This is a genomic window from Gracilibacillus saliphilus, assembly GCF_010994085.1.
In the GTDB taxonomy this organism is placed as follows: domain Bacteria; phylum Bacillota; class Bacilli; order Bacillales; family Amphibacillaceae; genus Gracilibacillus; species Gracilibacillus lacisalsi.
This window is the reverse complement of the sequence record NZ_WJEB01000001.1, coordinates 729,738-753,808: the sequence shown is the minus strand read 5'-3', so window position 1 is coordinate 753,808 and position 24,071 is coordinate 729,738. Positions and strand designations below refer to the sequence as shown.

The following is a 24,071-nucleotide window of genomic DNA, read 5'->3' as shown; positions in this document are numbered from 1 at the left end:
CTTCTTACAACTCCTTTACGTAAAACACACAAACGTTCTTAAATCTTCTTTTGAATCCGATAGACATATGCTAAAATTTCTGCTACAGCTTGGAAAAATTCTTCACTTATGATTTCATCAATCTCAACTTGATCATACAATGCTCTTGCTAAAGGTCGATTTTCTACCATTACCACATCATGATTTCGTGCAATATCCTTGATTCGCATCGCAACAAAATCGACACCTTTGGCAACAACATATGGCGCATCTGCCTTTCGTTCATCATATTTAATTGCAATCGCATAATGAGTTGGATTGGTGATCACAACATCTGCATTAGGTACTTCACTCATCATCCTTTGCATCGCCATCTGTCTTTGCTTTTCCTTAATTTTTGATTTGATCAATGGATCCCCTTCAATATTCTTATGTTCATCTTTCACATCATTTTTAGACATTTTGTTTTGTTTTTCAAAATCATATTTTTGATAAGCATAATCAATCACCGAAATAATCAGCAATCCGATTGCCGCTGCAACTCCCATTTGAATTGTCATCTGTCCAAAGAAAGCTAATGCACCATGAACATCTTTATCGACTAGCATCATCATTTCATCTCGATTGATCCATATGATTGAGAACGTAATCACACCTACAACGACAATTTTTAATAACGATTTTACTAACTCCACCAGTGCTCTGGCAGAAAATATCCTCTTCGCACCTTGAATCGGATCAATTTTATTTAATTTCATTTTTAGCGGTTCAGTTGTAAACAAAAAGCCTATTTGCATAAAGTTTGAAGCTAGCCCAGCAACAATTGCAATAAGCATAATGGGCGCGATAGCTATACTTATTTGGGACAAAACATCTAAAAACATACTGAACAGTTCTTCTTCAGTTACATCATGATGAATATATTCTGTGAATGATTTGCTAAACATGTCTGACATCGTGCTTTTTAGATAATCACCTGTCACTAACAAAATAATAAATACAAAAAATAGTAAAATGGCTGTATTTACATCTTGACTCTTGGCAACTTGGCCCTTTTTACGAGCGTCTTGTCTTTTCTTCGGAGTGGCTTTTTCTGTTTTTTCGCCTGCAAAATATTGAAGATCAAGCCGTAATTTCATCTATTAAGCACCCCCGAACATTCGAATAAGACTTTGCATCGTTTCTAACGTATATTGAAAAAGTTGTTGCACAACCATCATATAAAAAGTTACAAACATAAATAGTACAGCAAAGGAAACAAAAATTTTCAGTGGAAGTCCTACGACAAAAACATTTAGTTGTGGTACGGTTCTGGCAATAATACCTAATGCTACATCCACTAAAAACAAACAACCAACTATTGGAAGAGCTAATTGAAATGCCATTAAGAACATTTGGCTGAACGTTTGCAAAATCAAATCTAGATTATTAAATTGAAATAACTGATCTAACGGCAACTCTTCAAAACTATACATCAGCCCATTAAGCAGCAGATGATGACCATCAACTGCTAACAAAAAAAGAATAGCGATCGTATAAAAGTATTGTCCGATTAATGGACTTTGAGCTCCTGTTTGCGGATCAACAACATTGGCAATCGCAAAACCCATTTGAAAATCGATAAAGCCACCTGCAATCTGAATAGCGGATAAAATTAAATAGGCAATTAAACCTAACAATAAACCGATGACTGCCTCTTTCATAATGAGTAAGATATACATGCCATCAAATGCAAGCTCAGGGATATCCAGTGTATAAAACATAATCCATGCTATAAAAACACCAATACCAATTTTTAATTGTGTTGGTATATTTCGATAAGAGAAGATCGGTACTGTTGCAAAAAATGATATGACTCTGACTAAGATTAAAATAAATGCCGGAAAACGATTGATATCTATTAACTCAAACATAACCTATCCCACAAACTGATTCATATTTTGGAATATATTTGTTGCAAATTCTACCATTGTTGCTAACATCCAAGGGCCAAAAATAATAATACCTAATAAAACAGCAACAATCTTCGGTATGAATGCAAGTGTTTGTTCTTGAATTTGGGTAGTAGCCTGAAAAATACTTACTAATAAACCTACTACTAGCGCCAATATAAGGATTGGCCCTGCCACCATTAATATGGTGAATATTCCCTGTTCGGCTAATGAAACGACAAATTCTCCACTCACTATCAGTATCTCCTCTCAAACTATGTCAAAGCGGTAAGAAACCATCTAATAATGAATGTGTAATTAAATACCACCCATCTACTAGAACAAACAATAATATTTTAAATGGTAATGAAATCATTACTGGCGGTAACATCATCATCCCCATAGACATTAAGACACTTGCAACTGCCATATCAATGACTAGGAATGGTACAAATATCATAAAGCCCATCTGAAAAGCGGTTTTTAATTCACTTATTGCAAAAGCTGGAACTAATGTTGTCAATGGGATATCTTGAACAGTTTCCGGTCTGTCTATTTCTGCATAATTCATGAATAACGCTAAGTCTTTTTCCCTTGTATGTTTCGACATAAACTCTTTAATTGGTACACTAGCATTATCATATGCCTCTTCTAACGTTATCTCTTCGTCGAATAACGGCTGTAATGCTTCCTCGTTCACCTCTTGAAATGTAGGTGCCATAATAAAAAATGTCATAAATAAAGCGAGGCCAATCAATACTTGGTTTGGCGGCATTTGCTGTGTCGCTAGAGACGTCCGCACAAATGATAAAACAATCAAAATTCTAGTAAAGCTAGTCATCAATATTAAGATACTTGGAGCCAATGAAAGAACAGTTAATAATAATAGTAAACGGACAGATGTAGATATACTCTCGGGATCTGTACCAGAGAAAACATCAATGAGATGAATCATCATTTTTTCGACTACTTTCCTTCAGTTTTTGATATACTTTCTTTCTTCCTTCTTTCATTGTATTAAGCTCCTTATTAAATAGCGAAGTGAAATTTTGATTGCTACTTTTCGTTGACTCTACTGGTTGTTTTGTTAATTTTGCCTTGAGTTTATCTAAAGAATCACTTGTTTCTTCTTTTTTCATTAACTGTTCGATTGTATTAGGGTCCGTAATTTCCATCAGCAATTCAATATTATCTGCAACACCGATGACATAAAAACGGTCCCCTATTTTTATCGTTTGAATCGATTTATTCGATCCAACGGTTATACCACCATAATTCTCAATCACTTGATGCTTCTTGAGAAAACCATTTTTTTTACGCAAAAACTTTGAGATCAGCACAATCAAACCAATTACTACAGCTAAGGCGAGAATGAGTTTAAAGAAACTGCCTATAAAACTAGGGGACTCAACAGCAAGCTGATCATCGGTTTCTGTGACTCCTTCACTTTCATCCACTTGATTCTCTTCTTCTAGTTGTATTTCTTCTTGATTATCTAATATTTCATTTACCATTCTTGCTTCTAGATTATTTGGTGAAAAACCTACAAGAAAGGAAATAAATAATATACTAATACATAATTTCAGGCTAATGTTAATCACCTCATTAACCTATAACTTTTGAAATGGCTTCGATTACCCTGTCAGCTTGGAATGGTTTTACAATAAAGTCTTTAGCCCCTGCTTGAATTGCATCAATTACCATTGCTTGTTGTCCCATAGCAGAACACATAATAATCTTAGCATCTCCATTGATACTTTGAATTTCTTTTAAAGCAGTAATTCCATCCATCTCTGGCATTGTAATGTCCATTGTAACTAAGTCAGGTTGTAATTCTTTATATTTTTCAACAGCTTCTTGGCCATCTTGCGCTTCACCTACTACGTCATATCCATTCTTTGTTAAAATATCCTTGATCATCATTCTCATAAAAGCAGCGTCATCTACGATTAATACAGTTTTAGCCATGTTTATCCATCCTTTCAATTATCTATTTAAGTTGCTTTAATCTATCTTCTTTACTTACGATATCTGTTACCCGCACACCAAAGTTTTCATCGATGACTACTACCTCACCTTTGGCTATCAGTTTTTGGTTGACCAATATATCAACTGGCTCACCTGCGAGTTTATCTAATTCTACAATAGAACCTGAGGATAGTTCTAAAATCTCTTTTACCGTTCGCTTTGTTCTTCCTAACTCAACCGTTACCTGTAATGGAATATCCATTAATAAGTCTAGATTTCGTTTTTCGCTTTGTTGTAAAGGTACATCTTCAAAGCTTGAGAATGCTGCTGCTTGAACCCCTTGACTTGTTCCCGCTGATTGAGTTCCTAATTGTTTTGGCTGGTGCTGATGAGTATTGCTCTGTGCTTGTTGCTGTACCTGTTGTGTATTAGGCACAGTTTCAGTAGTCTCATGATCTTGATTGATTTCAGTTTCATCAGTCGTTTGATTATTTGATGCATCTGTTTCCTCGGATGAATTCAGTAATTGATCTACTAAATCTTTAGCAAAAGGAACTGGTAATAACTGCATAATTTTTGAATCTATTAACGTCCCAATTTTTAATTGAAACGAAACCTTGATTAAGATATCATCTTCTGGCGTTAAGAATTGTGTTTCTTCTTCTGTTACATCCATAATAGATGTTGTCGGCGGAGAAATATCCACCTTTTTATTAAAAACAGTAGACATACTAGTCGCTGCAGTTCCCATCATTTGATTCATTGCTTCTTGAACAGCACTTAAATGAATATCATTTAACTCCTGTGATTCGGGTTTTCCATCTCCACCAAGCATCAAATCAGCGATAATGGCAGCATCTTTTGATTCGAGTATAAATAAATTTGCTCCACTAAAGCCTTCTGTATATTTCACTTCGATTCCAACATATGGTACAGGAAATTCTTCCTCTAATTCACCCTTATGAAGAACACTAATGATTGGTGTTGTAATCTCTACTTTTTGATTTAATAAAGTAGAAAGTGTGGTTGCCGAGCTTCCAAAGGATATATTTCCAATTTCTCCTAAAGCATCTTCTTCAATAGATGATAGGCATTCATCTGTGGAAGGAGCCTCATTTGAATTCACATCTTCATTGGTATCATCAGAACCATTTAATAGTGCATCTATTTCGTCTTGGGATAACATTCCATCATTCATCATCGTGATCCCCTCCCTTAATTTCGTCTATTACTTGCACTGCAATCTTTTGTTTTTTCTTCCCTGGTTGTACAAGAAATTTAGGCTCTTGATCAATTTGTAATGTTAAAGCTTGATCAATATTCTTATCCAGTACAATGGTGTCATCTATTCCTAAAAATAAAAATTCTTCTAATGTAATTGATGTTTCACCTAATATTGCTGTCATATCCAAACTTGTCTGTTTGATATTATGAGAAATAGATTCATATTCTTCTGGTTTTCTTTCTTTAGAATTTTCATTTTGCATCCAATAATGAACAGATAATTTGGGTATAATCGGTTCAAGTACTACATGAGGGATACAAATGTTAATCATACCGCTACTATCACCAATGGTAGTATCCAAAGATACGACAACAACCGTTTCATTAGGTGAAACTAGTTGTAAAAACTGTGGATTTACTTCAAAATCCTCCAACATTGGATCAATATTAACTACTGAACTCCAGGCTTCTTGAAGATTGTCTAAAGCTTTTTCAAACAGTTGTGACATCAGTGTCGTTTCAATCTCGGTTAAATTATCAATCTTATTAACACTGCTTCCTTTACCACCTAGCATCCGATCCATCATGGCATAAGCTATATTTGGATTGAATTCAAAAATTATTCTTCCATCCAAAGGTTCAACACTGTAGACATTTAAAATTGTTTTGCTTGGAATCGAGCGAATGAACTCTTCATAAGGAATTTGGTCTACCGAAGCAACAGAAATATGTACATAAGTTCTTAACTGTGCTGAAAAATATGTTGATAACAATCTAGCAAAGTTATCATGAATTCTGGAAATACTTCTGATTTGATCCTTAGAAAATCTTAATGCTCTTTTAAAATCATATACTTTTACCTTTTTATCTTTTTCTTCTTCTTTTAATTGATTGGCATCCATTTCACCAGATGATAAAGCTGATAATAAGGCGTCAATCTCATTTTGCGAAAGAACTTCATCTGCCATTTTTCCACCTCCATTCGGAGTAAACTTACTGGATAACTTTACTTATAATTAAGACATCGACGATTTGACCCTCCGTCATATGTTTATTCATAGCTGTTTTCATATCACTTTCTAACTCCGATAAATTGTCTTGAAAGTCATTTGCTGTTAAATCAACTGAAAATTTTATAAATTCATTTTTTACTTGAAATTCTCTTTTTTCAATTTCTTCTAATCCAGCTTTACTATTCGTAATAAATTGAAATTGAATGAGAACAAAATTACCATCATTTAAATCTGTTCTTATTTCTTCGGTTGTATAAGAGTATTTCACCATATCATCAATGGACATTGCCTTACCTTCATCGGAGCTGCTATCTAATAGGAAATATAATGTTACAGCTCCTGCTATCGTAATGATTAATAACACGACAACTAGTATTTTTATTAACTTAGGATTCATTACCTTGTTCACCTACTTCTCTTTGAAGTTGAAAGAGACCAATTTCCTTATAAAACTCTCTCACCATTTCCTTCACTACTTCTTCTGATTCTTTCACAAACATTTTTTTCTGATTGGTCAACGTGATCGTTGTATCTGGAAAAGACTCAATCCGTTCTATGTATATTGCGTTAATCGTAATCGTGTCACCTTTTAATTTCGTTAATGTAATCATAGATTTAGAGAGTTAAGGATTAGAGCCTTAACTCTCTTCCTCCCTTTTATCGTTTTAAGTTCACTAGTTCCTGTAATATTTCATCAGAGGTAGTAATAATTCTAGTATTTGCTTGAAAACCACGTTGGGCAGTAATCATTTCGGTAAATTCTTCAGAAAGATCGACATTTGACATCTCTAATGCACCAGCAACAATAGAAGCAGTTCCACCTTCTTCAGGTTGGTAATAAATCGTATCATTTTCTCCAGTATCCAACTGACCGTCGTTAACAGTAGTTTGATACATATTTGATCCTATCTTTTCCAACCCACCTTCATTAGCGAACTTACTTAAAGCAATTTGACCGGCAACTCTTGTTTCTCCATCTTCAACATAATTAACTACGCCATTTCCTTCAATGCTGAAACTTGAAGCAGTATCAGGGATATTAATAATCCCAACTTGAGTATGGTCGATATCATCAATAGACGAAGGCTCATCTCCTTGTGGTTGAAAACCCATTAAATATTGACCATTAGCATTTACGATATTACCATCATCATCGAGGTACATATTACCTGCACGTGAGTACTGTAATTCATCACCTTCTTGAAAAACAAACATGCCGTCCCCTTCTAATTGTAGATCTAATGGGCGCTCTGTCGTTTGACGATTTCCTTGGGTATGAACATTATCAATCGAACCTAATTGAGAGCCTGTCCCAACTTGTGCAGGATTGATCCCACCACGATTAGCAGTTGGAGCACTTGCACCAGAGACAGTTTGACTCATCATATCCTGAAATGTTGCACGGCCTTTTTTAAAACCTGACGTGTTGACATTAGCTATATTGTTACCTACTACATCTAATTTTGTTTGAAAACTCTTCATACCTGAAATACCAGCATACATTGAACGTAACATTTATAAACTTCCTTTCCGTTTTTATTAAGCTATCGCTGTCGGTTGATAGCTTTTAAGCCTCCCTTGTGGGTCCAGCCTAGTCCATTACGATCGTTCCATTAATATTGGTAAAGATTTTACTGCTTAACTCACTTTTATCCAATGCAGTTATCACTTTTTTACTTTCTGCATTTACAATAAATGCTGCGTCACCCATTATCACTAGCGACTCTTTTACACCTTTGTCCTTGGCTTGATCCAGTCTCTCGTTCATCTTGTTCCAATCCGTATCACTCAAATGAATATCTCGCTGAGACATTCTGTCACTAGCATGTTTACTTATTTCAATTTCCTGGTGCTGTTTTAAGACTTTAGCAAAATGGCTAGAATTATTCTGTTGAACTTTTAAGTTTTTTGGAACAAATGGATGATGATAAGCATGAATCCGATTATCCATAGTATCCCTCCTCTTTTATTCCGCGGAAGGGTCATTAATTCTGAGTACCTCATCGGTAAATATGTTCGTTTCGTTCTCTAACTCTATTACAGCATATCCATTCTTTTGGGAGATAGCTTTTACTTCACTAGTTATTATCTCTTTTGGTTCTGCCACTTTACCTGTTTCTTCATCTATACGATAATAACTAACGTCTTTTCCGATTAGATGGCTATATTGTATAACAGGAGAAACGGTTTGATTCTTTACTAACGAATCAATAGAATTAGACATGTTCATCATTTGCTCTAACGATGAAAAAGTTGTCATTTGTGAGATAAACTCTTTATCCTCCATCGGGTTTAATGGATCCTGATTTTGCAATTGTGTCATTAAAATCTTTAAAAACTCTTCTTTCCCTAAACTATTATTAACCTCTCTTGATTGATTTTGGTTAGATAAATAATAAGATGAATCAATAGAAGTCATTGTTTATCACCTACACTTTCGCGTCCATCAAGATGTCGTGGAAACTTAGATTTTGATGTTCTGAATTAGTCTCTTCCTGCTCCTGGTCGTGCGTCTGTTCCTGCTGATCTTCTTCTTGAGAATTCAAGTTGTCATCCGTTAATTCTTCTTGGTTAACCTGACTAAAGTTTTCTTGTTTTTCAATGATTACTTGTTGTGGCGAGAACATATGACGAAGCTGCTTTAAGTTACCTTCTAACAATTCCTTAGCACCATGTGTACTAGCAATCATTTTAACTGTCATTTCTCCATTGATTTGCGTTAATTTAACAGTAATATCGCCTAAATGTTCCGGTTGAAGTTTTAACATCAGCTGATTAGCCCCACTTGCTAGTTTCATAAAATTGCTTTTTTGCATAACTTGCTGAAATTGATCAATAAGTTGTTTCTGTACTAATTGTTGATCACTATTTGTTTGGGACAAATGAATTACATATTGTTGTACTTTCGATTGAACTTGTTGATTCGCCGTATCATTTCTAACGATTTGCGCTTGCTCCTGCTTAATTGCAGGTTCTATTCTTTCCATTGCAGCTTCAATCCATCGCTTTACATCTTGTTGTGTAACTTTTTGCGTACTTCCATAATGTTGTTGCATAGACGTGCGATTTTGAAAGTTTGCTAATAACTTAGACCATATTTCATTACTTTTCTCATTGGTAGCTTCTGATAGAAGATTCTGTGCTGCATGTAATGACTGATTATTCATTTGTGACCATTGCTTCAACAATTGCAAGATTTGTTTGTAATCTCGATTATTAATAGGTTGATTTTGAATTTGTTGTACCATTTTTTCTGTTTGTTCGACTAATGATTTTACTTTTTCAGCTAAAGCGTCTTCTGTATTTTGGCTTTTTTGAACTATACTATTTTGTAAGAGATAGCTATCGCTAGAATAAAAATTAGTATATTGGTCTGTTGGCTTTTGAGTTTTATCAGATTTATCCTCACCTATGTGATCGATTTCTAGCAATTTCTTGATCAAGTTCATTAATACTTCTTGATCCTCTACTCCTAGCTGCCCTTCTAATAAATCTATCTGATCATCATTAAGGTTCTCCGTGATAAATGTCATTAATTCCGATTGCGATAAACCTTTATTGTCAGTGTTCTCAATCATATTATTGATCTCGTTAAGTATTTCTGTTAATCCATCTAACTGTTCTTCTGATAAACTACCTAAGGACTCTCGTAGCTTGCCTAAATTTCTGTCATCTTCGGATTCTGTTATACTAGCTCGTTGTCCATTGCTTACCATATTGGCTGACATAAGATCAGAAAAACCTTTTCCCTCTACTTTATCTCTTATTGTCTTAAGTGCGGAAACAGTTGATCCATTTGCAAACCATTCAGGTGCTACTATCATTTTTTCACCCCCTTTCAAATACTTTTCATCACTCATTCACTAATAAATCTGAATATTCTGCTGCTATTTCTGGATCCATCTCACCTAAGATTTCTCCTCTAACTTCTGAATCTAATTGACGTAACAACGGAACTGCGATGCTAGTCTCCATCGTTTCCATGATAGGTGCTGCCGTCTTTGGTTTCATTGCCGTAAAAGAAGCAGCAAGCTCTTCATATGAATCTGAACTTTCGGTATCGCTCTCTTGATCTTCTTCCAATTCTACTATTTGGGAAGACAAATCTGATATTTCTTCTTCCAATTCAGAAATAGTTCCATCTTTGGATTGAACGTCATATTGCAAGGCATCGATCTCTTCTTGAAGGGTATCAATTTGTTGATCCTTCTCAGCTATCTGATTGGCATGTAATTCTTCTTGATCCGTTGTCACATACTCGTCTATAAATGGAACCTTATTCAATGTTTCCTTTGTATATTTACCAACATCCACGCCCATAAAGTATAGGATGACTACCGCAAACAGTAATGCAACAATTAACGGTACAACTATAACTATTAACCATTGAAAAATACTCGGTTTTTTTTCTTTATTTTTCTTTGGATTGGTCGCCATTTCTTCACCTATCCTTACTTTTCTAAATACTTGCGGATGGAAACTTCATCCATTAGCATTAAGTCTTTTTTATCTTCCAATTGTTTATACTGCTGTTCTTTTTTGTCGATAATCTTCTCTATTTTTTTCACTTCGATATAATGCTCGGTTACATACTCTTGTACTTGGTCCATATACTTTCTTGCTGCATCTACTTTTTTTTGAACATTTACTATCGCAGGCATAAGAAAGTCTAAATATTGATGATAGGATTTGATCGTTTCAATTTGGGACTTGTCTGACAATGACTGCTTATAGCTTTCTTCAATCTTCTCTTTCTTTTTCAGCAAATCATATAAGTGACTTGCATGCTTTTCAAATTCCGCTGTGGCTTCTTGAAATTGAAGTTGGGCGTCGTTTTTTTCATTCTCTCTTATCATTCTGATTTTTTCATAACCATGTAATTGATTCATCATCAGGAATTACTCCTTTTTGCCAGTTCTTGTAATTGTTGAAGCGCCGTTTTTTCATCTTCGTTTTCATTCATATCCTGCTTCAAGACGTTTAAAATCCCTGGTTGAAGGTGAATCGCCTGGTCAACTGATTTATTAGAACCTCTTTTATAAGCCCCTATTTGAATTAACTCTTGATTATCATCATAGGTAGCTAGAATAGAACGAATTTTCTGCGTTAATTCCAGCCTTTCTTTTGAAACAATCTCAGGCATTACCCTGCTTACAGACTGCAGAACATTGATCGCTGGGAACTGTCCTTTTTCAGCTAATTTACGATCCAAAATATAATGACCATCCAAGATACCTCTTGTTGTATCAGCTATCGGTTCGTTAAAGTCATCACCATCGACAAGAACGGTATAAAAAGCTGTGATTGAACCTGTTTTACTAGTACCTGTCCGTTCCAACAGAGATGGTAGCATCGCAAAAACAGACGGAGTGTACCCTTTTGTTGTTGGTGGTTCTCCGATGGCAAGTCCTATTTCTCGCTGTGCCATAGCTACCCTTGTAACGGAATCCATCATCAAATTCACATCATAACCCAAATCCCGAAAGTACTCGCTAATTGCTGTTGCTGTATATGCACCTTTAATTCGCATTAAAGCAGACTGATCAGAGGTCGCAACCACCACAATAGACTTCTTTAAACCTTCCGGACCTAACTCGCGTTCAATAAATTCTTTTACTTCACGTCCACGCTCGCCAATCAAAGCAATTACATTGATATCGGCATTACTATTACGAGCAATCATACCTAACAGCGTACTTTTACCTACACCACTTCCTGCGAAAATTCCAATTCTTTGGCCTTTTCCAACTGTTAACATCGTATCAATTGCTTTTACGCCAATCTGAATTGGTTCTTTAATTCTAGGTCTTTCAATTGGATTAGGTGGAGCTTGCTCTGTTGGATACTCATTTAAGCCTTTAGGTAAATGAGAACCATCTAGTAAATTGCCAGTTGAATCGATTACCTTTCCGATTAATGCTCTACCTACCTTGATTTGCAATGCGTTTTTGCTTGCCTCTACTAAACAACCTGCCGCGATATTATGCACTGTCGAATAAGGCATTAAAAGAACTTTCTTTTCGTAAAAACCAATTACTTCTGCCATGATTTTTTCGTTCTTCTTTTTCGTGTGGATATAGCACACTTCACCAATGCGTGCTTCAGGCCCTCTTGCTTCAATCAATAACCCAATTACGCGGTCTACTTTTCCATATCGCTTATAGGCATCTAGATCATGAATTTCATTCAGTATCATTTGTGTTTTCACGTGTGATCTCCTCCACTACATGAAAAAGTCTCGTTCTAATCTCTTCTAATTGGCTGTCAACAGAAGCATCAATTCTTCCAGAAGGTGTCTCGATTATAATTTGTTCTCCTTGCAACTCAACCGACGGATATATTCTAAATTCTATATCATCATGGATGATCGAACCTAACTCACCCTTATTTTCGATAAGAAATGGATAATAATGACTGGAGACAAATAATTTTATGCTTGATTGGTCTTTCACCTGCTCTATCAAAGATTGCGCAATTCCAACAAATTTCGCATGATCTTGTTGAATTGACTGTTTCAAAACTTTTTCGGCTACAGCCATTGCAATTTGTAAAACTGTCTCATCACTCTCTGCAATAATTTTGTGATATTCCTGGTTGGCCGTTTTTAGTACGTCTTTAGCTTCTTCCACTATTTTCTGAAATTGTTGCATACTATCTTCTTGCCCTTGTTTAAAACCTTGTTGATAGCCTTCTTGTTGGGCCTGTTCAATATAGTGTGCTTTTTCTTGCTCCCACTCCTGGCGCCATTGATTGATTTCTGCTTGTACTTCTTCTTTCCGTTTTTCTGTTTTGTTCAATGTTTCTTTATACTTCCGTTCTGCATCCTCTATTTGTTGGTAGATATTATGTAGCGTTTCTTGATCATCTTGTTCAGTTGAAAGTTGGTTTGTTTTCGGTGTTTCTATTTTACGTAACTGGATTTGCCTTGGTGGTAAGGAGCGATTAGACAATAATATCATCTCCTCCACCTCTAGCAATGACAATCTCGCCAACTTCCTCTAATCTTCTAATAACAGATACTATACGTGATTGTGCTTCTTCTACATCACGTAATCGAACTGGTCCCATAAATTCCATTTCTTCTTTGAATGTTTCTGCCATTCGTGTAGACATATTATTAAAGACAATTTCTTTCACTTCATCACTCGCAACTTTTAAGGATAAGCGTAAATCATCATTTTCAACTTCACGAATAACACGTTGGATAGCGCGATTATCAAGAGTAACAATATCTTCAAATACAAACATTCTTTTCTTGATCTCTTCTGCTAATTCTGGATCATCAATTTCAAGCGTATCTAAAATCGTTCGCTCCGTACTTCGATCCACACCATTTAGCACTTCTACAACTGCTTGAATACCACCAGTTTGTGTATAATCTTGTGAAACAGTAGTAGATAGCTTTCGTTCAAGAATTTGCTCTACTTCGGAAATGATCTCCGGAGATGTAGAGTCCATAACTGCTATCCGTCTTGCAATATCAGCTTGCATTTCTTGTGGTAATTCTGACAAGATCTGAGCAGATTGTTCAGAATCCAAGTAAGATAAAACAAGTGCAATTGTCTGTGGATGTTCATTTTGAATAAAATTTATTATTTGATTAGGTTCAGCTTTCCTAGCAAAATCAAACGGTTTTACTTGTAGGGAGGAAGTCAGTCTATTTAAGATATCGCCTGCTTTTTCCTCTCCTAATGCTTTTTCAAGAACGGTTTTTGCATAACTGATACCACCTTGAGAAATATAATCCTGAGCCATCGCAATCTCATGGAATTGCTCCAAAATCTCATCCTTTTGAGTCCCATCAACTTTCTTAACAGATGAGATTTCTAATGTAAGTTTTTCAATCTCTTCTGGCGTTAAATGCTTATACACTTGGGCAGAAACATCAGGACCTAGAGAGATTAATAAAATAGCAGCTTTTTGTTTTCCGGTCAGTTGTTGTCTTTTAGCCATGATTATTAACCTCCTTTAATCCTCTGTAATCCAGCTTCTTAATAATTTCGCGAATTCTTCTGGCTTTTCCTGAGCGTATTTCTCTAATTGTTTTCGCCTCATCGATGAATCTGAGTCATCTGTATGTGTGATTGGCGGAACTTCCTGTTCTTGAATTTCCGAGGTTTCTACCTCTTCAACCACTTCATCTTCTTCTGAACGCCTTCTTCTCAACATCCATATCAATACAATAATTGCTATTAGCAACAAGGCTCCTACAATGTATACCCACGTCGGAATTGTTGGACTAACCGCAGGATTTGCTATAGTATCCGTTCCTTCAAATGGCTGAAATACGATTGATACTTTTTCCTCTGGTGCAATTTCACCATATGATTTATCGATAGAAGTAGATATAATCGAGTTTAAAATAGAAGCAACACTTTCCTCTACATTCATTTGTTCCTGTGCAGTAAGTTGTTCAACTTCTCCATCACCTATTACTCTCGTATTATCTATCGCTACTTGGATACCTAGATCTCTGATTTTATATGGACTTTCTACAATGTCTCTTTGAATTCGATTAAATTCATTATTAACGGATTCTTTGACAAGTTCGTAGTCTCCTACGTTCCCCTCTAGACCTGCCGGATAGTTAGCAATTTCTCCTTCTTCAACTCCAACTGCACCATCTTCTGGTTGCGCACCTGTAAATGATTCAGTAATGGTTTCAATGCTGACTGGTAACGTGTCATTTTCTTCATCAACCGGTTCTACCAATTCTTCCACTCGTTGCTCCTGCGTAAAATCAACATCTGCAGTAGCTGAAATAGCTACTTTATTCATCCCTATCATAGAACCTAACATTTTTTGAACATTTCTCTCGATATCTTTCTCAATATCGCTTTTAATTTGTTGTTGGGAAGTGTATGTATCACCATTCCCAGAAGCATGTTGATTATTTAAATCAAAGTACTCAAAGTGTTGGTTCATAATTACGATATCATCTGTAGAGAGATTAGGGATTGATTTTGAAACAAGATGATACAAAGCATTCACATTACTCGGTTCAAATTGATATCCAGGTGCAGTTTCAATCACGATTGATGCTGTCGATGGTTGTTGTTGATCACTAATAAAAACCGGTTCTTCTGGTATATTAAGATTTACTTCTGCTCCCTTAATCCCATCAATTTGCGTAATTAAATTTGCTAATTCCGTCTGCATTGCGTCCAGCTTCATTACTTCAAATTCATTGTCAGTTACTCCCCATGAACTGTTCTCTGCAAAAAAAGAATAGTCAATACTTCCACTATCTGGTATCCCTTGTGCAGCAAGGTCTACTAACAAAGAATCCCCCATTGTTTCTGGGACTTTGACCCCCGTTCCGGCATCGGTAATTTCATATTTAACACCACGAGCATCTAATTCTTCTGTAATCTGCCCTACTTCCTGTATGGACAAATCATTATATAGTGCTACCATATCACTTTTGGCAGATGTCATTACTGTGACGAGAACGATGACAGCTATAAGTGCTGCAATTCCACCGAAAAGTAACCCTTTTTGCTTTTTTGACATCGATGTGTAATAGCTAGATACTTTATCCTTGTATTGTTTTAATTTCTCGTTCATTTTGTGCCCCCAAAAATCATTACTTGCTTACAACAATCAATGTATTAAACTTGCATTCTCATTACTTCGTTGTATGCATCCACCATTTTCTTCTGAACTTCTACACCGGTTTGTAACATAATACTTGCTTTTTGAGCTGTTATCATGACGTCATGTAAGTCATCGATTTCTCCCTTAGCAAGTGCTTCTGTTTTTTGATCTGACTCGTATTGTGCTTTATTAATACTGTCGATAGCTTGTTTAAAACTATCAGCAAATTGTTGTTGTGATTCTCCTACTGTTTGCTTTTTATTCACAGTTTCAGCCGTAATTGGCTGAATGTTTTCTAATGAGTAAATATTCATTTTATGTATTCACATCCTTTTTACTATTTGCCAATTTCCAGTGCTTTCATCAACATTGTTTTAGAAGCATTTAAAGAGGTGACATTTGCTTCGTAGGACCTTGTAGCACTCATCATGTCAACCATTTCTTTTAATGGATCGACATTAGGCATTTCTACATAACCATCTTCATTTGCGTCAGGATGATTAGGGTTAAACACTTGTTTGAACGGTTCTTCATCATCTACAATTTGAGATACTTTCACTCCATCCCCAGTGGTTTCTCCTCTTTGAGTAGTCCGATTAAGAATGGATGAAAAACTTTGATCTTTAGGACTGAACACTGTCATTTTTCTTCGATATGGTTCATATTCTCCATCTGCATTGACAGTCGCTCTTGTAGTGTCTGCATTGGCAATATTGGAAGAGATCGTATCCATTCTTAGTCGTTGAGCGGTCAGACCGCTGCCACTTGTATTAATCGCGTTAAATATGGACATGATTAACTACCTCCTCTGATGACACTTTGTAAACTATTAAACTTGCCATTCATCCGGTCTACTAATCCCTGATAGTAGATTTGGTTTTTGGCTAATTCTGTCATTTCCTTATCGATATCTACGTTATTTCCATTGTGGTTATACATTGTGCTACGATCTGTTGTTATATGTATATTCGATTTGTCAGTTGAAAAAGGAATATGTCGTTCATTCGTTCGTGTTGCTTGAAATTGTTCCGATAATTCATTCTTTAATACATCATCGAATTGAACTCGTTTCGCTTTGAAATTGGCTGTGTCTGCATTCGATATATTATGTGCTATCGTTTTATTCTTTACAGAAGCATATTCAAGTGAATTTTCCAGCGTCTGAATAGTCCCACTAAATAAAGACATTAAAAAAATTCCTCTCTTTTTTTATTTTAACCACCATAAAAATCATTTATCTATCGAATATTGTAAAGTAAATGGTCTACACTGTCTATGACTTATCGTCATATTCTGACTAAAGTAGGGTATATTTTTTATTTGAGCAGGACTTTAGTCTTATTATCCTATTGGTGAATTTGTTATTTTATGTGTTTTTGTGTCGGATTAAATCATAAGACTTGATTCATAATTCATACAAAATTGCGTAAAAAAATACAAAATCAACCTTTTTCATATCTTGCTTTTGTATAAAAGTTATGATTCGGGTGGTTATACACTTTCCTTACAAATTAAGAAAAAAAAAAAAAACGGCTAACCCCGCCGGTCCTTTATTACTTTAGTAGTAATGATGAAATATTTGAACAGCTTGACCACCGCTCCGGCTGCCCACTTCCCTTTCCGTGGGGTTTGTCCTTCAGCTAACTTTTTTGAGCAAAAACCCGCTCAAAAAAGTGGATCTTCAGGTCAAACAATTCCCACAGGAGTTGAAGTGGGTGGCCTTCGCTATTATCAGGCTCGACAAAGCTAGCATGAAGTAACACAGCTGCTTTTATACTCACGTATAGCGGTCCATTGTAAAAAAAGTCAACCTATTACAATTGTTGCACCTTCTCATAGCGGAGACTAATTACGGAGACTCCTGCGGGAATAGCGCGAGCCGAAAATCCACTTTGCAAAGTTAGTTGAGGCCATGCCCGCGGAAAGAGAAGTAATAAATCGGAGTGTTGCCAATATACATCAATCATTTCATAATAACTACTTGGCTTAACGCAGTCATTGCCCTGATTTTATACTTTCTTGTCTTAGAACAAAAAAAGATCTCCTCATTATTTAGAGGAGATCTTTTTTTAGATGCTATGATGTTTGAGTTCGTTTAAGAATTTGTTGTTTAATACTTTAATATATGTTCCTTTCATTCCTAGTGATCTAGATTCGATGACACCAGCACTTTCTAATTTTCTAAGTGCATTTACAATAACAGAACGAGTAATTCCAACACGATCAGCTATTTTACTAGCTACTAGTAATCCTTCATTACCATCCAATTCTTCGAAAATATGCTCAATTGCCTCCAATTCACTGTATGACAATGAGCTTATTGCCATTTGTACTACTGCTTTACTGCGAGCTTCTTCTTCTATTTCTTCTGTTTTTTCATGTAATATTTCCATACCTACTACAGTTGCACCATACTCCGCCAACACTAGATCACTATCATCAAAACTATCTGACAAACGACTTAATATAAGGGTCCCGAGTCGCTCACCACCACCAATAATTGGTACAATGGTTGTTAAACCTTGTGCAAACAAATCACGATTTTCTACGGGAAAAGCGGTGTATTCACTATCGATATCAATGTTTGTGGTTGTGGTTGAGATATTAAATAAATTATCTGTATACGTTTCAGGGAACTGCCTCTCTTCCAGCATTTTTTTCATTCGCTCGTTTTCAATCTGTTGATTAATCGCAAAACCTAATAATTTTCCTTTACGACTGACAATAAATATATTTGCTTCAATAACATCCCTTAACGTTTTCGACATATCTGAAAAATCAACTGATTTTCCTTTCGTTTTTTGGAGCATAGCATTAATTTCCCTTGTTTTTTCTAATAATTGCATATTTTTCACCATCCATATTATAAGATAAATTGACTTAAATCTTTGTTCGTTGCTATTGATTTTAATTTCTCATTCACATAGTTTTCTGTTATTTCAATATTTCCAATTCCAATTTCAGAAGCCTCATATGATAGTTCTTCCAATAATTTTTCTAAAATAGTGTGTAATCTTCTTGCCCCAATATTGTCCGTTTCCTGATTTACTTCATATGCAATTTCTGCTAAGCGATTAATTGCTTCCTCTGTATATGAAATAGTTATCCCTTCTGTTTCCAACAATGCTTTATATTGCTTCAATAGTGCATTAGAAGGCTCAGAAAGAATTCGTTTAAAATCTGCCACTGTTAATTTTTCAAATTCTACACGTATTGGAAAGCGTCCCTGCAACTCAGGAATTAGATCAGAAGGTTTTGCCATATGAAAAGCTCCAGCTGCAATAAATAACATATGGTCTGTCTTAACCGGACCATATTTGGTAACAATCTGAGAACCTTCTACAATCGGTAATATATCACGCTGTACACCCTCTCGTGATACATTGGCAGATTGTTCTTGTTTAACAGCAATCTTATCCATTTCATCGATAAAAATAATACCCGTCTGCTCTGCCTTTTCGATCGCTTTTTGTGTGACATCATCCATATCAATTAATTTTTGTGCTTCCTGTTGAGTTAAAACTTTTCTTGCCTCTTTTACTGTTAAGCTTCGTTTCTTTTTCTTTTTAGGAAATAACTGTCCTAATGCATCTTGCATATTCATTCCCATTTGTTCCATACCAGAGCCTTGTAACATATCCAACATATTCGATGCTTGTTCTTCTACTTCTATCGTTACCGTACGATCTTCTAATTCACCAAGGTCTAATAATTTTTTTGTTTGCTGTCTTTGCTGTTTAATATTTTCTTTTTCTTGTGAATCATCATTCGTATCTTCTGAATTGTTTTGTTGCTGATTCGGGTTCATGAAAATATCAAATGGATTTTTGGACGTAGTCGTTTTCTTCTTAGATGGAACCAGAATTTCTACTAGCCGTTTATTTGCTAGCTGTTCGGCTTTTTCTTTTACTTCTTCCATTGCATCTTCTTTCACCATTCGAACAGATGTTTCAACAAGATCACGAATCATTGACTCCACATCACGACCGACATAACCCACTTCCGTATACTTAGTAGCTTCAATTTTAATAAACGGAGCACCGACTAGTTTCGCTAACCTTCTGGCTACTTCTGTCTTACCAACACCAGTTGGACCTATCATTAATATATTTTTAGGAACAATCTCATTCTTTAGTTCTTCAGGTAATTGCATTCTTCGGTACCGATTCCTTAGAGCAACTGCCACCGCTTTTTTGGCATCTTGTTGTCCAATTATGTACTCATTTAATTTTTCAACGATTTGTTTTGGCGTTAAACTGATAGACACGAGCATCATTCATCCTTTCTTATTGCAATTCTTCTAACACAAGCTGGTTATTGGTAAACACACAAATTTCTCCTGCAATTTCAAGAGAGGCTTTTGCAATTTCTTTCGCCTCCATACCTGAAGCATGTTTTTTCAACGCTCTTCCTGCACTTAAAGCATAATGACCACCTGAACCGATTGCAAGAATACCATCATCAGGCTCTATTACTTCACCAGTACCTGATACTAATAGTATTTCCTGTTTATTCATTACGATTAACATCGCTTCCAGTTTTCGTAAGTATTTATCATTCCGCCAGTCTTTTGCTAACTCAACAGCAGCTCTTGATAAATTGCCATCAAATGTTTCCAGTTTTGTTTCAAAACTTTCAAACAGAGTAAATGCATCTGCTACTGAACCTGCGAAACCTGCTAAAACTTGATCTCGAAATAACCTTCTTACTTTTTTTGCTGTATGCTTCATCACCACTTGATTTCCAAATGTCACCTGCCCATCACCACACATTGCAGACTTCCCATTGTGCTGGATAGCAAATATCGTGGTTGCATGAAATGAGTCCATTCTTAATTCCTCCTACCGCTTCGCTCTCGGATGAGCTGTTTTATATACATTACTTAATCGATCTTTTGAAACATGTGTGTAAATTTGAGTGGATGATAAATGAGAATGTCCTAATAGCTCTTGTACCGCTCTTAAATCTGCTCCATTATCAAGCAAATGCGTGGCAAAGCTATGTCGTAATTTATGCGGATGAATATGTAATGTTATTGCTGCCTCTTCCACCAATTTATTGATAATTAACCTTATTCCTCTTGCTGTCAGCGGGTTTCCTCTTGCATTCAGAAATAAAATATTTTGCGGTTGGCTTTTTTCCGTTATTAATGATGGTCGGCTTTCCTTGATATAAATTTGTAAAGCCTGATTAGCATAATCCCCGAAAGGAACATATCTTTCCTTATTACCTTTCCCTGTTACTAAGACGGTTTGAAGATCAAAATCGATACTGTCTAATGTTAATTGAACACATTCACTAACACGAATCCCGGTACCGTATAAAACTTCTAAGATAGCAATATTTCGTTTGCCAAGTGTAGTATTTTGATCGATCGACTCCATTAGTATCTTCATTTCCTCTTGGTAGACAAATTCGGGGATGGTATGAGCCGTTTTTGGTAAATGTAAATGAACAAAGGGATTCTCTAATACAATTTGTTCTCTCAGCAAAAACTTATAAAACGACCTTAGCGTAGAAATACGGCGGTTAATCGACCTTTTAGATAAACCCTTATCATATAGAGTAGTTAAATATATGCGAATAATACTATAATCTACACCCTCTAATGACGAAATATTTTCAGAAGTCAAAAACTCAAAAAAATCAGCTATATCTTTTTCATACGCTTCAATCGTCAGTTTGGATGCATTTTTTTCGATTTGTAAGTAATCTAAATAAGCTAGCCAATTTTTAAAAAAGTCCATAAGTCACCTCTAAATGCGTTAAAATATTAACACAATAGATTCAAGTCTGCAATTAAATTTGCAAAATTGTCACTACTTTCTCCATTATTACATTGATTCCCTTTTATTAGATGCTTTAAACCAATACAAATGAAGCCTTTTAGTTATAAATACACTATATTATTTTTATAGTAACATTCTTAGAACTTTTTAAAAAAGGATAAGAAATTAGATTTTAACTTTTTCGAGCAAAAACCGCTCAGTCCTTATCACGAGATACTTTACTTCCAAGTAAAAAAGGTGATTCCGATTCATTTGTCGGAATCACCTTTAACGTGGTTTACTTATTTTTGTTCTTCTTCTTTATAGTCACATGTCGCACATTGAACTTGTACTTTCTTCTTTGACTTCTTCTCGACTAACATATTGTTACACTTCGGACAGTTTCTTCCGACTGGCTTATCCCAGGAAATGAATTCACAATCAGGATAATTGTCACAACCATAAAATGTTCTTCGTTTCTTGGTTTTTCTTTCTACGATATTGCCATCTTTACAATTCGGACATTTAACTCCGATTTCTTTTAAGATTGGTTTCGTATTTCGACAGTCAGGAAAATTAGAACATGCTAAAAATTTTCCATAGCGCCCCATTTTATAAACCATTTCGTGGCCACATTTTTCACAGTCAATGCCAGCCGGTTCATCACGAATTTCAACTTTCTCCATTTCCTTTTCTGCCTTTTGTAATTGTTTCTCAAACCCCGAGTAAAATTGGTCAATAATTTTAACCCATTCTGTTTTCCCTTCTTCGATAGCGTCTAAATCACCTTCCATTTTTGCCGTAAAGGTGACATCAATAATCTCAGGGAAAAATTCCTCTGTTAATTTGATAACAATTTCTCCTAACTCCGTCGGGACAAATCGGCGATTATCAAGAGCAACATATCCACGTCTTTGAATGGTATCTAACGTAGGAGCATATGTTGATGGTCTGCCAATTCCTTTTTCCTCCATTGTTTTGACTAATCTTGCTTCTGTATATCTTGGAGGTGGCTGTGTAAAGTGTTGATTCGGTGTGATTTTTTCAGCTTTTATAGTTTCGCCCTCTGTTAAATCAGGTAACCATTTATCTTTTTGTTTTTGCTGATCATCAGAACCCTCAATATATACTTCCATAAAACCTTTAAATTTGATTTTGGAACCAGTTGCTCTAAACTCTATACCTTGATTTATTAAATGAACAGTCATAGTATCCATAACAGCCGGTGCCATTTGGCTGGCAATAAATCGTTCCCAAATTAACTTATATAACCTAAATTGATCCCTAGACAGGACTGATTTTAGTGATTGTGGATCTCTCAAGGCATTTGTTGGTCTAATCGCTTCATGGGCATCTTGTGCACCTTCAGCATTTTTAGATTTTTTTGTGAAACCGGTAAATTCTTTTCCATATTTGTTTTCGATAAACTGACTTGCTTGCGATTTAGCAGTATCTGATATCCTTGTGGAATCCGTACGCATATAAGTTATGAGACCTGTAATACCACCTTCGCGTTTGCCTAGATCTATACCTTCATATAATTGTTGTGCTACCATCATCGTTTTCCTCGCTCGGAAATTAAGCTTTCTTGCTGCTTCTTGTTGTAATGAAGAAGTTGTAAAAGCTGGAGATGGATTACGTTTTCTTTCTCGCTTCGTTACTTTTTCTACTAAAAAATCTTTTCCTTTTAAAGTAGATAAAATATTATCTACATCATCTTTGGAATGAAGTGCTTTTTTCTTGCCGTCTATCCCATAAAAAGCACCCTCAAAGGATTGTTTTCCCTTTTTAAAGATTGATTCAATACTCCAATATTCTTCTGGTTTAAAATTTTTGATTTCATTTTCACGATCAATAATCATTTTAACTGCAACAGATTGGACACGTCCGGCACTAAGACCTTTTTTCACTTTTTGCCATAGTAGTGGACTGATATTATAACCAACTAAGCGATCTAGAATTCTTCGCGCTTGTTGTGCGTCTACTAAATCCATATTGATCGTTCTTGGATGTTTAAAAGAGTCCTTTACGGCATCTTTGGTAATTTCATTAAACACTACCCGACACTCAGAGTCTAAATCAATATTTAAACTATGTGCCAAGTGCCATGCTATTGCTTCCCCTTCACGGTCAGGGTCGGCCGCGAGGAAGATTTTATCTGCTTTTTTAGCGGCGGTTTTCAACTCTTTTAATACAGGACCTTTTCCACGGATCGTTATATATTTGGGCTCGTAGCCATTTTCAACATCCACACCTGTTTGACTTTTTGGAAGATCCCTTACGTGCCCCATCGATGCTTTCACCTTATATTTTTTTCCTAAATATCTTTCAATAGTTTTGGCTTTTGCCGGTGATTCAACAATTACTAGATATTGCGCCATATTACTTACACCCTCCCAAGAGGCAAAATCATTTCGTATTAATTCATATTATAAAATAGGACTTTCATCAACAGGATTACTTGAGACCCTGTTGATGGTTTGCTAACTTATCAGGATATTAGTATCCGTAATCCACCATACACTTCTTGATTCAATTAAACCTTGAAGTGGTGAATTTACAGATGATTATCACCATGATAAATGTTTGCT

28 protein-coding genes are annotated in these 24,071 nt (G+C 35.6%); all 28 read right to left on the bottom strand.

From position 1 onward, the window contains the following. Positions 1–38: 38 nt before the first annotated feature. Complete coding sequence (gene flhB / locus GHT08_RS03670; protein WP_163579879.1) at positions 39–1,118, bottom strand: flagellar biosynthesis protein FlhB; 1,080 nt, start codon at positions 1,116–1,118, stop codon at positions 39–41. Between the two features lie 3 nt (positions 1,119–1,121). After that, a complete protein-coding gene (gene fliR / locus GHT08_RS03665; RefSeq protein WP_163579878.1) occupies positions 1,122–1,892 on the bottom strand; it encodes a flagellar biosynthetic protein FliR in 771 nt (256 codons plus the stop codon). A gap of 3 nt (positions 1,893–1,895) precedes the next feature. Beyond that, entirely contained in the window at positions 1,896–2,165 is a 270-nt protein-coding gene (gene fliQ / locus GHT08_RS03660; RefSeq protein WP_163579876.1) for a flagellar biosynthesis protein FliQ, read from the bottom strand. Positions 2,166–2,190: 25 nt separating this feature from the next. After that, positions 2,191–2,865 (bottom strand): flagellar type III secretion system pore protein FliP, encoded by a 675-nt coding sequence (fliP, locus tag GHT08_RS03655; protein WP_163580087.1) that lies wholly within the window; start codon positions 2,863–2,865, stop codon positions 2,191–2,193. Further along, positions 2,849–3,511, bottom strand: coding sequence for a flagellar biosynthetic protein FliO (locus GHT08_RS03650; RefSeq protein ID WP_163579874.1), 663 nt, complete (start codon positions 3,509–3,511; stop codon positions 2,849–2,851). The genes fliP and GHT08_RS03650 overlap by 17 nt, the downstream gene beginning before the upstream one ends. Before the next feature lie 4 nt (positions 3,512–3,515). Next, the gene (locus GHT08_RS03645) at positions 3,516–3,878 is read right to left on the bottom strand and encodes a response regulator (protein WP_163579873.1); all 363 of its coding nucleotides are present in this window, start codon (positions 3,876–3,878) and stop codon (positions 3,516–3,518) included. A gap of 22 nt (positions 3,879–3,900) precedes the next feature. Further along, positions 3,901–5,079, bottom strand: coding sequence for a flagellar motor switch phosphatase FliY (gene fliY / locus GHT08_RS03640; RefSeq protein WP_163579871.1), 1,179 nt, complete (start codon positions 5,077–5,079; stop codon positions 3,901–3,903). Continuing rightward, positions 5,069–6,070 carry a flagellar motor switch protein FliM gene (gene fliM, locus GHT08_RS03635; RefSeq protein ID WP_163579869.1) on the bottom strand — a complete coding sequence of 334 codons (1,002 nt, stop codon included), beginning with the start codon at positions 6,068–6,070 and terminating at the stop codon, positions 5,069–5,071. Before fliM ends, fliY begins: the two co-directional genes overlap by 11 nt. 25 nt (positions 6,071–6,095) lie before the next feature. Beyond that, entirely contained in the window at positions 6,096–6,512 is a 417-nt protein-coding gene (locus GHT08_RS03630; protein ID WP_163579868.1) for a flagellar basal body-associated FliL family protein, read from the bottom strand. Further along, positions 6,502–6,726, bottom strand: a complete 225-nt coding sequence (locus GHT08_RS03625; RefSeq protein WP_163579866.1) for a flagellar FlbD family protein — start codon at positions 6,724–6,726, stop codon at positions 6,502–6,504. The genes GHT08_RS03630 and GHT08_RS03625 overlap by 11 nt, the downstream gene beginning before the upstream one ends. 46 nt (positions 6,727–6,772) lie before the next feature. After that, positions 6,773–7,630 carry a flagellar basal body rod protein FlgG gene (gene flgG, locus GHT08_RS03620; protein ID WP_163579864.1) on the bottom strand — a complete coding sequence of 286 codons (858 nt, stop codon included), beginning with the start codon at positions 7,628–7,630 and terminating at the stop codon, positions 6,773–6,775. A 76-nt stretch (positions 7,631–7,706) separates the two neighbouring features. Continuing rightward, positions 7,707–8,066: a TIGR02530 family flagellar biosynthesis protein gene (locus GHT08_RS03615; protein ID WP_163579861.1), complete on the bottom strand. Its 360-nt coding sequence runs from the start codon at positions 8,064–8,066 to the stop codon at positions 7,707–7,709. 15 nt (positions 8,067–8,081) lie between these two features. Further along, positions 8,082–8,534 (bottom strand): flagellar hook assembly protein FlgD, encoded by a 453-nt coding sequence (gene flgD / locus GHT08_RS03610; RefSeq protein WP_163579859.1) that lies wholly within the window; start codon positions 8,532–8,534, stop codon positions 8,082–8,084. 10 nt (positions 8,535–8,544) lie between these two features. Then, the gene (locus tag GHT08_RS03605) at positions 8,545–9,939 is read right to left on the bottom strand and encodes a flagellar hook-length control protein FliK (RefSeq protein ID WP_163579857.1); all 1,395 of its coding nucleotides are present in this window, start codon (positions 9,937–9,939) and stop codon (positions 8,545–8,547) included. Positions 9,940–9,967: 28 nt separating this feature from the next. Then, the gene (locus tag GHT08_RS03600) at positions 9,968–10,552 is read right to left on the bottom strand and encodes a MotE family protein (RefSeq protein WP_163579855.1); all 585 of its coding nucleotides are present in this window, start codon (positions 10,550–10,552) and stop codon (positions 9,968–9,970) included. 14 nt (positions 10,553–10,566) lie between these two features. Continuing rightward, positions 10,567–11,007, bottom strand: a complete 441-nt coding sequence (gene fliJ, locus GHT08_RS03595; protein WP_163579853.1) for a flagellar export protein FliJ — start codon at positions 11,005–11,007, stop codon at positions 10,567–10,569. Further along, complete coding sequence (gene fliI, locus GHT08_RS03590) at positions 11,007–12,323, bottom strand: flagellar protein export ATPase FliI (RefSeq protein ID WP_163579852.1); 1,317 nt, start codon at positions 12,321–12,323, stop codon at positions 11,007–11,009. The genes fliJ and fliI overlap by 1 nt, the downstream gene beginning before the upstream one ends. Then, positions 12,298–13,065 (bottom strand): flagellar assembly protein FliH, encoded by a 768-nt coding sequence (fliH, locus tag GHT08_RS03585; protein WP_238343494.1) that lies wholly within the window; start codon positions 13,063–13,065, stop codon positions 12,298–12,300. The genes fliI and fliH overlap by 26 nt, the downstream gene beginning before the upstream one ends. Then, entirely contained in the window at positions 13,058–14,068 is a 1,011-nt protein-coding gene (gene fliG, locus GHT08_RS03580; protein ID WP_018932675.1) for a flagellar motor switch protein FliG, read from the bottom strand. The genes fliH and fliG overlap by 8 nt, the downstream gene beginning before the upstream one ends. Before the next feature lie 15 nt (positions 14,069–14,083). Continuing rightward, the gene (gene fliF, locus GHT08_RS03575; RefSeq protein WP_163579848.1) at positions 14,084–15,682 is read right to left on the bottom strand and encodes a flagellar basal-body MS-ring/collar protein FliF; all 1,599 of its coding nucleotides are present in this window, start codon (positions 15,680–15,682) and stop codon (positions 14,084–14,086) included. Between the two features lie 44 nt (positions 15,683–15,726). Next, positions 15,727–16,026 (bottom strand): flagellar hook-basal body complex protein FliE, encoded by a 300-nt coding sequence (fliE, locus tag GHT08_RS03570; protein ID WP_163579846.1) that lies wholly within the window; start codon positions 16,024–16,026, stop codon positions 15,727–15,729. Positions 16,027–16,049: 23 nt separating this feature from the next. Continuing rightward, positions 16,050–16,505 carry a flagellar basal body rod protein FlgC gene (gene flgC / locus GHT08_RS03565; protein WP_163579844.1) on the bottom strand — a complete coding sequence of 152 codons (456 nt, stop codon included), beginning with the start codon at positions 16,503–16,505 and terminating at the stop codon, positions 16,050–16,052. Between the two features lie 2 nt (positions 16,506–16,507). Beyond that, positions 16,508–16,900, bottom strand: a complete 393-nt coding sequence (gene flgB, locus GHT08_RS03560; RefSeq protein ID WP_163579843.1) for a flagellar basal body rod protein FlgB — start codon at positions 16,898–16,900, stop codon at positions 16,508–16,510. A gap of 881 nt (positions 16,901–17,781) precedes the next feature. Beyond that, a complete protein-coding gene (gene codY, locus GHT08_RS03555) occupies positions 17,782–18,558 on the bottom strand; it encodes a GTP-sensing pleiotropic transcriptional regulator CodY (protein WP_163579841.1) in 777 nt (258 codons plus the stop codon). A 17-nt stretch (positions 18,559–18,575) separates the two neighbouring features. Next, a complete protein-coding gene (gene hslU / locus GHT08_RS03550) occupies positions 18,576–19,979 on the bottom strand; it encodes an HslU--HslV peptidase ATPase subunit (RefSeq protein ID WP_163579840.1) in 1,404 nt (467 codons plus the stop codon). A 19-nt stretch (positions 19,980–19,998) separates the two neighbouring features. Next, complete coding sequence (gene hslV / locus GHT08_RS03545; protein WP_163579838.1) at positions 19,999–20,541, bottom strand: ATP-dependent protease subunit HslV; 543 nt, start codon at positions 20,539–20,541, stop codon at positions 19,999–20,001. Positions 20,542–20,553: 12 nt separating this feature from the next. Further along, positions 20,554–21,459: a tyrosine recombinase XerC gene (gene xerC / locus GHT08_RS03540; protein WP_163579836.1), complete on the bottom strand. Its 906-nt coding sequence runs from the start codon at positions 21,457–21,459 to the stop codon at positions 20,554–20,556. 323 nt (positions 21,460–21,782) lie between these two features. Next, positions 21,783–23,861, bottom strand: a complete 2,079-nt coding sequence (gene topA, locus GHT08_RS03535; RefSeq protein WP_163579833.1) for a type I DNA topoisomerase — start codon at positions 23,859–23,861, stop codon at positions 21,783–21,785. Positions 23,862–24,071: the final 210 nt, after the last annotated feature.

Coding starts and splice junctions, on each gene's coding strand:
- flhB (WP_163579879.1), bottom strand. CDS start 1,118: ATGAAATTACGGCTTGATCTTCAATATTTTGCAGGCGAAAAAACAGAA.
- fliR (WP_163579878.1), bottom strand. CDS start 1,892: ATGTTTGAGTTAATAGATATCAATCGTTTTCCGGCATTTATTTTAATC.
- fliP (WP_163580087.1), bottom strand. CDS start 2,865: ATGATTCATCTCATTGATGTTTTCTCTGGTACAGATCCCGAGAGTATA.
- GHT08_RS03645 (WP_163579873.1), bottom strand. CDS start 3,878: ATGGCTAAAACTGTATTAATCGTAGATGACGCTGCTTTTATGAGAATG.
- fliY (WP_163579871.1), bottom strand. CDS start 5,079: ATGATGAATGATGGAATGTTATCCCAAGACGAAATAGATGCACTATTA.
- fliM (WP_163579869.1), bottom strand. CDS start 6,070: ATGGCAGATGAAGTTCTTTCGCAAAATGAGATTGACGCCTTATTATCA.
- GHT08_RS03630 (WP_163579868.1), bottom strand. CDS start 6,512: ATGAATCCTAAGTTAATAAAAATACTAGTTGTCGTGTTATTAATCATT.
- GHT08_RS03625 (WP_163579866.1), bottom strand. CDS start 6,726: ATGATTACATTAACGAAATTAAAAGGTGACACGATTACGATTAACGCA.
- flgG (WP_163579864.1), bottom strand. CDS start 7,630: ATGTTACGTTCAATGTATGCTGGTATTTCAGGTATGAAGAGTTTTCAA.
- GHT08_RS03615 (WP_163579861.1), bottom strand. CDS start 8,066: ATGGATAATCGGATTCATGCTTATCATCATCCATTTGTTCCAAAAAAC.
- flgD (WP_163579859.1), bottom strand. CDS start 8,534: ATGACTTCTATTGATTCATCTTATTATTTATCTAACCAAAATCAATCA.
- GHT08_RS03605 (WP_163579857.1), bottom strand. CDS start 9,939: ATGATAGTAGCACCTGAATGGTTTGCAAATGGATCAACTGTTTCCGCA.
- GHT08_RS03600 (WP_163579855.1), bottom strand. CDS start 10,552: ATGGCGACCAATCCAAAGAAAAATAAAGAAAAAAAACCGAGTATTTTT.
- fliJ (WP_163579853.1), bottom strand. CDS start 11,007: ATGATGAATCAATTACATGGTTATGAAAAAATCAGAATGATAAGAGAG.
- fliG (WP_018932675.1), bottom strand. CDS start 14,068: ATGGCTAAAAGACAACAACTGACCGGAAAACAAAAAGCTGCTATTTTA.
- fliF (WP_163579848.1), bottom strand. CDS start 15,682: ATGAACGAGAAATTAAAACAATACAAGGATAAAGTATCTAGCTATTAC.
- fliE (WP_163579846.1), bottom strand. CDS start 16,026: ATGAATATTTACTCATTAGAAAACATTCAGCCAATTACGGCTGAAACT.
- flgC (WP_163579844.1), bottom strand. CDS start 16,505: ATGTCCATATTTAACGCGATTAATACAAGTGGCAGCGGTCTGACCGCT.
- flgB (WP_163579843.1), bottom strand. CDS start 16,900: ATGTCTTTATTTAGTGGGACTATTCAGACGCTGGAAAATTCACTTGAA.
- codY (WP_163579841.1), bottom strand. CDS start 18,558: ATGCAATTATTAGAAAAAACAAGGGAAATTAATGCTATGCTCCAAAAA.
- hslV (WP_163579838.1), bottom strand. CDS start 20,541: ATGGACTCATTTCATGCAACCACGATATTTGCTATCCAGCACAATGGG.
- xerC (WP_163579836.1), bottom strand. CDS start 21,459: ATGGACTTTTTTAAAAATTGGCTAGCTTATTTAGATTACTTACAAATC.
- topA (WP_163579833.1), bottom strand. CDS start 23,861: ATGGCGCAATATCTAGTAATTGTTGAATCACCGGCAAAAGCCAAAACT.